Source organism: Cupriavidus sp. C2SS-8b (genome assembly GCF_057073745.1).
Genome location: NZ_CP172716.1, coordinates 2,760,929 through 2,773,061, shown reverse-complemented (window position 1 = coordinate 2,773,061; position 12,133 = coordinate 2,760,929). Strand labels below are relative to the sequence as shown.

At 67.3% G+C, this 12,133-nt stretch carries 9 protein-coding genes; 6 read left to right on the top strand and 3 right to left on the bottom strand.

The features are described 5' to 3' along the window. The first annotated feature begins 82 nt into the window (after nt 1-82). The 4 genes from ACIGJB_RS12820 to ACIGJB_RS12805 all read left to right on the top strand — a co-directional run bounded on the left by ACIGJB_RS12820 (nt 83) and on the right by ACIGJB_RS12805 (nt 3,825). Complete coding sequence (locus ACIGJB_RS12820; protein WP_483732321.1) at nt 83-1,543, top strand: cobyric acid synthase; 1,461 nt, start codon at nt 83-85, stop codon at nt 1,541-1,543. A gap of 132 nt (nt 1,544-1,675) precedes the next feature. Then, nucleotides 1,676-2,893, top strand: a complete 1,218-nt coding sequence (locus ACIGJB_RS12815) for a PepSY-associated TM helix domain-containing protein (RefSeq protein ID WP_483730169.1) — start codon at nt 1,676-1,678, stop codon at nt 2,891-2,893. Nucleotides 2,894-2,992: 99 nt separating this feature from the next. After that, on the top strand, nt 2,993-3,322 hold the full coding sequence (locus tag ACIGJB_RS12810) for a type II toxin-antitoxin system PrlF family antitoxin (RefSeq protein ID WP_483730168.1): 330 nt from the start codon (nt 2,993-2,995) through the stop codon (nt 3,320-3,322). Next, nucleotides 3,319-3,825 carry a type II toxin-antitoxin system YhaV family toxin gene (locus tag ACIGJB_RS12805; RefSeq protein ID WP_483730167.1) on the top strand — a complete coding sequence of 169 codons (507 nt, stop codon included), beginning with the start codon at nt 3,319-3,321 and terminating at the stop codon, nt 3,823-3,825. Before ACIGJB_RS12810 ends, ACIGJB_RS12805 begins: the two co-directional genes overlap by 4 nt. A gap of 33 nt (nt 3,826-3,858) precedes the next feature. On the opposite strand, the gene panC is transcribed toward ACIGJB_RS12805, so the two are convergent. The 3 genes from panC to ACIGJB_RS12790 form a co-directional block, all read right to left on the bottom strand. Continuing rightward, nucleotides 3,859-4,707, bottom strand: coding sequence for a pantoate--beta-alanine ligase (gene panC / locus ACIGJB_RS12800; protein WP_483730166.1), 849 nt, complete (start codon nt 4,705-4,707; stop codon nt 3,859-3,861). Between the two features lie 149 nt (nt 4,708-4,856). After that, nucleotides 4,857-5,741, bottom strand: a complete 885-nt coding sequence (locus ACIGJB_RS12795) for a segregation and condensation protein A (protein ID WP_483730165.1) — start codon at nt 5,739-5,741, stop codon at nt 4,857-4,859. A gap of 34 nt (nt 5,742-5,775) precedes the next feature. Next, nucleotides 5,776-5,967 carry a DUF3460 family protein gene (locus tag ACIGJB_RS12790; protein ID WP_483709034.1) on the bottom strand — a complete coding sequence of 64 codons (192 nt, stop codon included), beginning with the start codon at nt 5,965-5,967 and terminating at the stop codon, nt 5,776-5,778. Nucleotides 5,968-6,190: 223 nt separating this feature from the next. Here ACIGJB_RS12790 and ACIGJB_RS12785 point away from each other — a divergent pair, with 223 nt between their 5' ends. Beyond that, nucleotides 6,191-8,020 (top strand): autotransporter assembly complex protein TamA, encoded by a 1,830-nt coding sequence (locus tag ACIGJB_RS12785; protein WP_483730164.1) that lies wholly within the window; start codon nt 6,191-6,193, stop codon nt 8,018-8,020. Next, complete coding sequence (locus ACIGJB_RS12780; protein WP_483730163.1) at nt 8,020-12,129, top strand: translocation/assembly module TamB domain-containing protein; 4,110 nt, start codon at nt 8,020-8,022, stop codon at nt 12,127-12,129. The genes ACIGJB_RS12785 and ACIGJB_RS12780 overlap by 1 nt, the downstream gene beginning before the upstream one ends. The last annotated feature ends 4 nt before the right edge of the window (nt 12,130-12,133 follow it).

The window sequence follows — 12,133 nt, the reverse complement described above, 5'->3', positions numbered from 1 at the left end:
GGTGAGATAATCGGCCGCTATGAAAAGTGATGCTTCTGAAACTACGGACCACGTCGACACGGGTGCCCTGCGCGGCACGCTGATGGTCCAGGGTACGACTTCCGACGCCGGCAAGAGCACGATCGTCGCGGGCCTGTGCCGCGTGCTGGCCCGCGCCGGCACGCGCGTGGTGCCCTTCAAGCCGCAAAACATGGCGCTGAACAGCGCCGTGACGGCCGACGGCGGCGAGATCGGCCGCGCCCAGGCGCTGCAGGCGCTGGCTGCGCGACTGGCCCCGCATACCGACATGAATCCGGTATTGCTCAAGCCTAGCAGCGATACCGGCGCGCAAATCATCATCCACGGCCGGGCGCGGCTCGACCTGGACGCGCGCGCCTATCACGCGTACAAGCCCGAGGCGATGAAGGCTGTGCTGGCTTCCCACACGCGCCTGACGCAGGCCTATGACGTGGTCGTGGTGGAGGGCGCCGGCAGCCCGGCCGAGATCAACCTGCGTGACCGCGATATCGCCAACATGGGGTTTGCGGAGCGCGTCGATTGCCCGGTCGTGCTGGTGGCCGACATCGACCGCGGCGGAGTCTTCGCGCACCTGGTGGGCACGCTGGACTGCCTGTCGGACAGCGAGCGCGCGCGCGTCACCGGCTTCATCATCAACCGCTTCCGCGGCGATATCGGCCTGCTGGAGCCCGGGCTGGACTGGCTGGAGGCGCGCACCGGCAAGCCGGTATTCGGCGTGTTGCCCTACCTGCACGGCCTGCATCTCGATGCGGAAGACGCCATCATCGGCACGCAGTCGGCCAAGCAGGGCGCGACGGATACGTTGCTGCGCGTGATCGTGCCGGTGCTGCCGCGCATCTCGAACCATACCGATTTCGATGCGCTGCGCGCGCACCCGCAGGTGGACCTGCGCTTCATCGGGCCGGGCATGCCGGTGCCGCCCGCGGATCTCGTGATCCTGCCCGGCAGCAAGAGCGTGCGTGCCGACCTGGACTTCCTGCGTGTCAACGGCTGGGAGCCCGCGCTGCGGCGGCACCTGCGCTATGGCGGCAAGGTAATCGGAATCTGCGGCGGCATGCAGATGCTGGGCCGGCAGATCCATGATCCCGCCGGGCAAGAAGGGCCGGCCGGCAGCAGCGCTGGCTTTGGCTGGCTCGACTACGAGACGACGCTCGCGCCGCACAAGCAGCTGCGCCATGTCAGCGGCCGGCTGTCAGGCGCGCAGGCGGCAGTCAGCGGCTACGAAATCCACATGGGAGTGAGTACCGGCGCCGGACTCGATCACCCGGCACTGTGGCTCGATGAGGGCGACGGCAAGGCACGCCCCGATGGCGCCTGTTCCGAGGATGGCCAGGTGCTGGCGACCTACGTGCACGGCCTGTTCGACGAACCGGCGGCCTGCCAGGCGCTGCTGCGCTGGGCCGGGCTGGACGGCGCGCAGGGCGTCGACCTGGCGGCCTTGCGCGAAGCGTCGATCGAGCGGCTGGCCGACAGCGTCGAAAGCCACCTCGACCTGCGAGCCATGTTCGCGCCGCTGCGCGGCTAACGGTTGTTCGGCGGGTAGGCAGGCCGCAGCGGGCTGCTGATACAATTGCGAATCTTTCCCATTTGCATCGCTGGCCTGGGCAGTGCGTCCTGCGCCATGCCCGCCGGCTTTCGCATTTCCTTCTGTCGCCCCATGGTCACTGGCCGCCTCCGCGTCGTCATCGTCAAGCTGCACCTGTATATCGGCCTGGTCTTCGGCCTGTTGTTTGTCCTCATGGGGCTCACGGGCACCACCATCGCGTGGCGCGACGAGCTGGATGCGTGGCTGAACCCTGACCTGCTCGTGGCATCCGCGCCAGTGCCGATGCCGGTGTCGCCGGATACGGTCCAGGCCGTCACCGAGCGGCTGTCCGTTCCCGGCTACGGCAGGCCCAACCTGCTGATGCTGCCGGTCGAGGAACATGGCGTCTTTATTGCCTGGTATCCAGTCAAGGGTCCCGATGGCGCGGTGCCGGGGCGTTCGCGCCAGGTCATGATCGATCCGGTCACGCTGCAGGTGAAGGGCGAGCGCGTGTGGGGCGAGCCCGGCCTGACGCGCCAGCAGCTGCTGCCCACGCTGTTCCACCTGCATCGCTACCTGCTCAGCGGCGACACCGGCAAGACCATAACGGGCGTGGCCGGCATGATGCTGCTGATTTCGGTGCTGCTCGGCATCGTGGCGTGGTGGCCGAAGCTGCGGCCGCGTTCGGTGCTGCAGGCGTTCCGCATCACGCACGGCGGCTCATGGTCGCGCTTCAACTATTCGCTGCATCGTGCGGGCGGCATCTTTGCGGCACCGGTGCTGGCGGTCATCGCCTTTTCGGGCTGGTACCTGAACCTGCCGAAATGGGTCACGCCGATCGTGTCCAGCGTGATGACCGTGACGCCGCCGGCCAGGCACGTGTCGGCGCCGGCCGAGCCCGGCGCGCCGCCGCTGGGCGCAGCGCAGATGATGGCGGCCGCCCAGGCGGAATACCCGAATGCCGCCGTGACCCGTATCAGCTTCCCGCGCAAGACGGGCGATGCCTACGAGGTGCGCCTGCGCCAGCCTGGCGAGGTGCGCCAGGACAGCGGCGCCACGCGCCTGTGGCTCGATGCCTATACGGGCCGGCGCCTCGGCGTGCGCGACCCCGCCGATGCGCCGGCCGGCGACACCTTCCTGAACTGGCTGTTCCCGCTGCATACCGGCGAGGCCTTCGGCATACCGGGCCGCATCTTCATTACCGTCTTCGGCCTGGCGCCGCTGACGTTCGCCGTCACGGGCGTGCTGATCTGGTGGAAGCGGCGGCGCGGGCACCAGCGCCATGTGGTCAAGGCCGGCCAGCGGGCGAAAGCGGTCCAGCCGAGGCATCAAGTCCCGGTGGCTGACTGAACGGTATGACCGCCAGCCAGTAGACATTGCGATTGCATTTACATGGCAATGCATTTGCATTACCATTGATGTATCCCTCGTTTCGTGACCGGAGACATTGTGCCCGCCACCCTCGAAGTCGAATCCACGTTGACCGACCGCTACCAGACTACGGTGCCGGAGACCGTCCGCCGCGCCCTTCGGCTTGGCAAGCGCGACAAGATCCACTACACCATCCGCCCCAGCGGCGAGGTGGTGCTGACCCGCGCCGAAGCTGCCGAGGGCGACGACCCGGTGATCAGCCGGTTTCTGGAATTCTTGGCACACGACATCGCCAGCCATCCTGAACGCCTGCAGGCCCTGGATGCTGGTCTCGTCCAACGGCTCGAGTCGCTGGTCGGTGGCGTTGAAGCCGATCTCGATGCAGCCCTGTCGGCAGACGATGAATGAGGGCGGGCAAGCCCGCACCTCTGGTCATTCATGGCTGGACGGTCTTCGCTCACCCGCTGTTCCTGGCGCAGCTTGAAGTGCTGGCGCAGCAGGTCGAGGCCTTCAAGCAGAAGGACCCGAGTGGATACGTAAAGAAGAACGCCAGCAAGCGACTGGCGGCGATCACCAAACTTGCGTTCGATATCATCCCGCAAGATCCATCGCGACCGGAGTACCGGCAAGGCAGCACCCTTGGCGACGATCACAAACACTGGTTCCGAGCGAAGTTCTTCCAGCAGTATCGGCTGTTCTTTCGCTACCACGTGTCTAGCAAGGTGATTGTGTTTGCGTGGGTAAATGACGAGGACACGAAGCGCGCCTACGAGAGCAGCGACGACGCCTACCGGGTTTTCCGCAAGATGCTGGAAAGGGGCCAGCCTCCAGATGACTGGAACCAGTTGCTGGCCGAGGCTCGTGCCGAGGGACAACGCCTACAACCAATCGCCGCTGTCATCGCCCCGTAAGGCCTGGTTTGTGGCGGCGCTGGCGCGCTGCGCTCAGATCTCCAGATTATCGATCAACCGCGTAGCACCCAGCTTGGCCGCTGTCAGCACCACCAGCGGCTCGCCGGCGGCGAATTCCTCGGGCGTCGGCGCCTGCAGGTTGCTGCGCTTGCGGATGGCCACGTAGTCGGGCTTCCAGCCGCGCTGCGCCAGCGTGTCGCACGCGTTGGCCTCGACCGTGGTCAGAGCGGTGGCGGCGCGGTCGCTACCCAGCACGGTGTCGCGCACATCATGCAGCGTGCGGTAAAGCATCGGCGCCTCGGCGCGCTCGGCTTCGGTCAGGTAGCGGTTGCGCGACGACAGCGCCAGACCGTCGTCGGCGCGCACGGTTTCCGCCGGCACGATCTCGATCGGCAGCGCGAACTGCTGGACCATGCGGCGCACGATCATCAGCTGCTGGTAATCCTTCTTGCCGAACACTGCCACGCGCGGCTGCGCGCACGTGAACAGCTTCATCACCACGGTGCAGACACCCTTGAAGAAGCCCGGGCGGAACTCGCCTTCCAGGATGTCGCCGAGGTCGTGCGGCGGATCGATGCGGTACTCCTGCGGCTCCGGGTACATGTCGCGCTCGGTCGGCGCGAACAGCACGTACACGCCTTCCTTCTGCAGCTTTTCGATATCGTCCTGCAGCGTGCGCGGGTACTTGTCGAAGTCCTCGTTCGGGCCGAACTGCAGGCGGTTGACGAAGATGGACGCCACCACCGGGTCGCCGTGCTGGCGCGCCAGCCGCATCAGCGACAGGTGGCCTTCGTGCAGGTTGCCCATGGTGGGGACGAATGCGGCCCGGTTCTGCCCGCGCAACTGGTCACGCAGCTCGTGGATGGAGGAAATGACTTTCATGAACGTGGTGTGCTGTCGTGGTATGGGTGACCCTGGCGCCTTCTGGCGGGCGCCCCGACATGCCCGGTGCACCTTTTTACGGACGCTTCCCGGGTTGTCGGCGGATTGTAGAACATGTAGCCACGCGCCGGGCGCGGCGCGACGGGAGGTCAGGCGGGGGTGTACGCCAATCGCACATAAATTGGCGCGAATGGCTCGGGCTGCGTGATCTCCACCAGGGACTCGCGCGCGAGTTCCAGCATGGCGATGAAGTTCACCACCACCACCGGCACGCCCTTGCCCGAGCGGATTGCATCTTCGAACAGCTCGGTGAACTCCATGAAGCGTGCATGCTGCAGCCGGCGCAGGATCTGGCTCATGTGCTCGCGCACCGACAATTCCTCGCGCGAGATCTTGTGGTGCTGGTTGAGCTTGGCGCGCTTGAGCACATCGGCCCAGGCCGATTGCAGGTCGATGGTTTCCACGTCCGGGAAACGCGGCGCCAGGCTCTGCTCGATATAGACCTGCGAGCGCAGGAAGTCGCGGCCCAGCTGCGGCACGGTATCCAGGCGCTGCGCGGCCAGCTTCATCTGCTCGTATTCGAGCAGCCGGCGCACCAGCTCGGCGCGCGGATCCTCGGCATCCTCGTCGCTGTCGGCCTTCTTGACCGGCAGCAGCATGCGCGACTTGATCTCGATAAGCATGGCCGCCATCAGCAGGTACTCGGCCGCCAGTTCAAGGTTGGTCTTGCGGATCTGCTCGATGTACGACAGGTACTGGCGCGTGACCTGCGACATCGGGATGTCCAGGACGTTGAAGTTCTGCTTGCGGATCAGGTACAGCAGCAGGTCCAGCGGACCCTCGAACGCTTCCAGGAAGATCTCGAGCGCGTCCGGCGGGATATAGAGGTCCTGCGGCAGCTTGAACAGCGGCTCGCCGTACAGGCGCGCGAACGCCATGCCGTCGACCACCTCGGCCGGGCTGCCCGATTGCGCTGGCGGCCCCGCAGGCAGTTCCACGGCAGGCTTCAGATTGTCCTGATCGCTCTGGTTCATGGATGGCGCGCGGTAGCCGCGACGTCAGCGCGGATCAGTTGTCGAGCGAGTAGACGTAGGGCTTTTGCGACACACGCGAGGCTTCGGCGCGGGCGCGTTCCTCGAGGTCGATCGGTTCCTTGTCCCACAGCAGGGCGCGGCCTTCGCGCTGCTCGGTTTCGAGGGCGGGACGTTCCTGCTTCAGCGACTTCAGGAACTGGGTGATTTCCGATTCGTACATGGCCATGGTGGGATTTTGGTAATGCGCCGCCAAGGCGGCTTGAAAGGTACGGTGCGGCAGGATTTTACAGTATCCGGCCCCTGAAACGGCCCGTTCCCCGGGTATGGCGTGCCAGACGCGTTGCGTTGTGGCGGTCCATGCTTACGGCCGCGGGCGGGGGTGTGGTCAAATACCGACTTCGTGTACTGCGCACATGCGCCATTCCCGCACGTCGGAGCCACACCAGCGAATGAGGACCGAATCGGCCTGCATGGCGGCCACCCCTGACCGGAACACCGGGCCGGACGCGCGGCCGCGGATCCCCTCGTCCCTGCGGCGGCTGCTCCTGTCCGTGCTGGCGGCCGCGTGGCTGCTGCCGGCGCACGCGACCTACAAAGTGGAGATCGAGGCGCCGAAGCCCTTGCGCGAGATCCTGGAAAACCACCTCGACCTGTCCCGCTACAAGGACCGCACCGACCTGTCGCCCGACCAGTTCGACTATATGGTGGAGACCGTGGGCGAGCAGGTGCGTCAGTTCGCCTCGACCGAAGGGTATTTCGATCCCGTCACCACAACGCGCCTGGAGGGCGAGGGCGACAAGCGCACGGTGCATGTGATGGTCGACCCCGGCGCGCGCACGCTGATCCGCAACGTCGATATCAAGGTGGAAGGGCCGGCGGCGACCCGTTCGCCCGAGCAGGTGGCCGAGGTGCAGAAGAAATGGGACCTGCCCGTCGGCAAGCCATTCCGGCAGGAAGACTGGGACAAGGCCAAGGAAGATGCGCTGGTGACGCTGCAGAGCCGGAATTACTACGGGGCGCGGCTGGCCCAGTCCCAGGCGCGCATCGAACCCGATGAACTGCGCGCCGAATTGTCCGCAAGCTATGACAGCGGGCCGGCGTACCTGCTCGGGCCGTTGCACGTCAGCGGCACGCGCCGCTATCCCGAGCAGATCATCTACAACGTGAATCCGCTCAACGAAGGCGAGCCCTATCGCGTCGAGCGGTTGCTGGAATTGCAGCGCGCCATCCAGAACCAGCCCTATTTCTCGAACGTCCAGGTCGAACTGGTGCCGCCGGCCGGGCAGGCGGCCAATCCGCCCGACGGCGTGATCACCGCGCCGGTCGAGGTCAAGGTCCGCGAGTATCCCGAGCACCGGCTCAACACCGGTGTCGGCTTCACCACCGATACCGGCGCGCAGGTGGAAGGCCGCTATTCCTACTACAACCTGTTCAACCGCGCCTGGGTGTTCGATTCCCAGGCCCGCATCGAGCAGAAGCGCTCGTACCTGTTTGCGGAAACCGCCATGCCGCCGGACCGCAGCACGTTCCGCAACAGCCTGTACGGCAGCTACGAACGCACCATCGACCTGGAGAACACCGACACCACGAGCTGGCGCGCGGGCCTGAAGCGTTCGCGCTCGCGCGAGAAGTACGACATCACGATGTCGCTGGACTTCTACTACGACAACCTGCTGCCGCAGGGCCAGCCCGCGCAGATCAGCAAGGCGCTGGTGCCGGCCTTCGCGTGGACGCGGCGCGACGTGGACAATCCGGTCTTTCCGCGGCGTGGCAACGTGATCAGTACCCAGCTCGGCGTGGCGGCCAAGGGTCTGCTCAGCGATGCGACCTTCTTCCGCATGTACGGGCGCATCCGCCAGTACGTGCCGGTGGGCAACCGCGACCTGTTCATCGCGCGGCTGGAACTGGGCGCCAACCTTACCAGCGCCGATTCCAGCAAGATCCCGGCCACGCTGCGTTTCCGCGCGGGCGGTACCGATTCGGTGCGCGGGTATAGCTACCAGTCGATCGGCACGGCAAGCGGTTCCAGCGTGCTGCCGGCCAAGTACCTCGCCACGACGGGGCTCGAGTACCAGTACTGGTTCAAGCCCGACTGGGGCATGGCGGTGTTCTGGGACGCCGGCACGGCCGCCGACGCGCTCAACGACGTGAAAATCTACAATGGCGTGGGCGTTGGCGCGCGCTGGCGCAGCCCGGTGGGGCCGGTGCAGCTCGATATCGGCTACGGCATCCAGAAGCAGCAGTTCCGTCCGCACATCTCGCTCGGGGTGGCGTTCTGATGGCCCTGGTCGACATGCCCTCCGTACCGGGCCGCGGCGACGACGCGCCGCCGCCTGACCTGCCGCCGTCCCGCCGCCGGCGTTTCGGACGGGTGCTGGCGTGGATCGCCGCGGGCCTGCTGGCCTTGCTGGTCGTGCTGGCGGCCGCAGGCGTGCTGGCACTGCGTTCGGAGACCGGCACGCGGCACCTGTGGACGCTGGCCACGCGGCTGTCGGCCGGAATGCTGGCTGGCAAGTACGAAGGCGGCACACTGTTCCAGGGCCTGAGGCTGCGCGACGTAGTGTTCGCGAGCGGTGCCACGCACGTGACGGTCGACCGGATCGACAGCAGCTGGAACATGGCGTGGTCGCCGCGGCGCTGGCACGTGGCGTGGCTGCGCATCGGCAAGGTGGACGTGCAGCTTGGCCCCTCCACGCCGAGCACGACGCCGGCCACGATGCCGACGTCACTCGAACTGCCGCTGGCCATCGATATCGACGTACTGACGCTGGAGCGGCTGTCGCTGCGTACCGGTCCGGCGGCGACGGCGGAGCCGATGATTTTCTCGGGGCTGGCCGGCGCGCTGCATTCCGACGGGCTGCGGCACCGCCTCAGTGTCGACCGTCTCGAGACACCGTATGGCAAGCTGGCCGCCAACGCGCAGATCGCGGCCCAGGCCCCGTTCGCGCTGAACGTGCAGGCCTTGCTGCAGGCTAGCTGGCAAAAGGAGGACTTCACGGTCAGCGCCACCGCGCAGGGTTCCCTGGAAGCGTTGCGGGCCGAGCTGGAGGCCAACGGCGAGCGCATCCGCGCGCGCGCCAGCGCCGACGTAACACCCTACGGCAAGGTGCCCTTCACGCACCTGCTGGCCGATGGCGAGCGCATCAACCCGCGGCTGTTCAGTCCGTCGGCGCCGCAGGCTAACCTGAGCGTCCATGCCGAACTGCGTCCCGTCGACGCCGCGGGGGCGCCTACGAAGCTGCCGGCGCCGGCGTCGGGCCCCGCAGCGCCGACCCCTGCGGCGGCGCCACTCACGGTCGCCGGCGACATCGTCGTGCGCAACCTGGAAGCGGGCCGCATCGATGCCGGCAGACTGCCGGTGCAGTCGGTGCAGGCCCATGTGCAGCTCAACGAGAAGGCGCAGGCCTTGCGCGATCTGCGCATCGCGCTGACGGGCAAGGCCGAGATCACGGGCAGCGGCTCGCTGCAGGACGGCCGCGGGGCTTTTGACCTGGACGTGCATCACCTCAATCCCGCCGCGCTGCACGGCTCGCTGAACGAAGCCAGCCTGTCCGGCCCGCTGGCCGTGCGCCTGGAGCCGGGCCGCCAGAGCGTGGCGCTGGATCTCAGTGGCGGCGAACTCAAGGTCTTTGCCGATGCCAGCATGGACGAGAACACGCTAACGCTGTCGGCGTTGCGCGCGACGCTGGGCGCGGGCACGCTCACGGCCGACGGCAAGCTCGGCCTGAAGGATCAGCAGGCGTTCGAGTTCAAGGGCAAGCTGGCGGCGTTTGATCCGGCGCGGCTGGCCAAGGTCGCCAGCGGCCGCATCAACGCGGACTTCAGCACCACCGGCACGCTGGCCAACGAGATTCGCGCCGCGGTGGATTTCACCGTGCGCGAAAGCGAGTACGCCGGCCTGCCGATGACCGGCGCGGGCAAGATCCGGCTGGCGGGCGAGCGGCTGCTGCCAAGCGAAGCCTCGCTCAGCATGGCGGGCAACCAGGTCGACCTGCGCGGCAGCTTTGGCGCGCGCGGCGACCGCCTGCATGTGGCCGTGGACGCGCCGCAGCTGGATCGGCTGAAGTTCGGCGTGGCGGGCAAGCTCAAGCTTGATGCGGACGTGAGCGGGACGATCAAGCGGCCCGAGGTCGGGGGCGACTACAGTGCGCAGGCGCTGACGTTCGGACCGCACAGCGTGGCGACGGCCAGCGGCCACGCCGAAGTGCGCGGCGGGATCGACGGCACGCTGTCGGTCCAGCTTGCGGCGCGCGGCTACAAGGGGCCGCAGGCGAGCCTGAGCACGCTCGACGCCACGCTCAACGGCACGCAGGCCAGCCACGTTTTCGATGCCAAGGCTGCGGGCACGCTGCACCAGCGGCCGCTGCAGCTGGCGTTGTCGGGGCAGGGCGCATGGAAGGGGCCGAAGGACGGCTGGCAAGGCACCATTCGCACATTGGAGGAACGCAGCACGGTCAACGTAAAGCTGGCCGCGCCGACACAGCTGATGGTGGCCGACCAGCGGCTTAAGCTTGGCGCCACGCGCCTGCTGTTCGACCGCGCCGTGCTGCAGATCGACAGCCTGGACTGGGACCACGGCCGAATCCGCACGCAGGGCCATCTGGATGGCGTGCAGGTCGGCAATGTGCTGGCGCTGGTCGAAACCGTGACAGGCGAGAAGCCGCCGCTGCGTTCGGACCTTGTGCTCGATGGCCGCTGGAACCTGACGCTCGCGGAAACCGCCGCGGGGTTTGCCGAGATGCGCCGCCGCAGCGGCGACGTGTCCGTCAACGCCGGGCGCGGCTTCACCACGCTGGGCCTGGGGGAGACCTCGCTGCGCGCGGACATCGCCGGCAATCGCATCACGCTGCGCGGCGGCACCGTGGCCGAGCGCATCGGCAAGGTTGCCGTCGATGTGTCGGCAGGACTGGTGCCGGACCAGGGCTTGCTCAGCGTGGGGCCGGCCTCGACGCTGGGCGGCACGGTGCAGGTCGACGTGCCTCGTCTGAAGTCGCTGGAAGCGCTGAGCGGGCCGCAGTATGCCTTCGAAGGGAAGCTGGCGGCAGCGCTGCGGCTTTCCGGCAGCGTCGGCGCGCCGGTGTTCACGGGCACGGTCGATGGCGACAGTATTGCCCTGACGATGTATGACCTGGGCATTCGCCTGACCGACGGCATCGTGCGCATCGCGCTGGACCAGAACACTGTCGAGTTGAAGCAGGTCGAGTTCCGCGGCGGCGACGGTAAGGTCACCGCCACGGGCAACGTCAAGCTGGGCGAGGCCGATCCGAACCTGACGGCCAGGATCGTTGCCGACAAGCTGCAGTTGTTCGCGAGCCCTGAACGCACGCTGATCCTGTCGGGCAATGCGACCATCGGCAACGAGAACCGGCAGATGGCGATTCGCGGCAAGTTCCGCGTCGACCGCGGCCTGTTCGACCTGCCGAAGGCCGGCGCCCCGGTGCTCGGCGACGACGTCGTGGTCGTGCGCCGCAAGGATCAGCGCGAGCTGAAAACGGCAGCCACGCCGGCGCCGGAAGCCAAGCCCGCGAGCAAGTTCAGCCCGCTGATCGAGGTCGCCGTGGATCTCGGCAATGACTTCCGGTTCCGTGGCGCTGGCGCCGATCTCAAGCTGGCCGGGCAGATGACGGTGCTCAGCGAGCCGCTCTCGCCGATGAAGGCCACGGGCACAGTGCGCGTGACCGAGGGCACCTACGAGGCCTTCGGCCGCAAGCTGAACATCGAACGCGGTACCATCAACTTCAACGGCCCGATCGACAATCCGAACATGTATATCCGCGCGATGCGCCGCGGCCAGGAAGTCGAGGCCGGCGTGGAGGTCACCGGCACGGTGCGGCTGCCGCGCGTGCGGCTGGTGTCCGAGCCCAATGTGCCGGAGGAAGACAAGCTGTCGTGGCTGATGTTCGGCTATGGTGCGGACAGCGCCGCGGCGGGCCAGCAGAAGCAGCTCGGCGGTGCGGCGCTGGGTGGCGCCGCGCTCGGCATGCTTGGCGGCAAGGCGGGGAAGGGCGTCGTGCAGCATTTCGGGCTCGACGAGTTCTCGATCGGTCCGTCGACCGCCGGCCTGAACGACCAGCAGGTGGTGAGCGTGGGCAAGGCCGTGACCGACAAGCTCGCGGTCGGTTACGAGCAGAGCCTGACGTCGGCGTCCAACGTGGTCAAGCTGACCTGGGCGTTTTCGCGGCGCTGGTCGCTGATCGCCAAGGGCGGATCCATCAACGGCCTGTCGGTCTTGTTCAACCGCCGCTTCGACAACTGGGGCGTCCTGTTCTCGGGGGCGTCGAATCGCAGCGGCACCAGAAGGAGCCAGGAGGATGGCAACACGGAATCCGATCTCGAAGGCGCGGCACAGGCCGCATCGGCTGCTGTCGCCGAGCCGGTCAAGCGTTGACCGT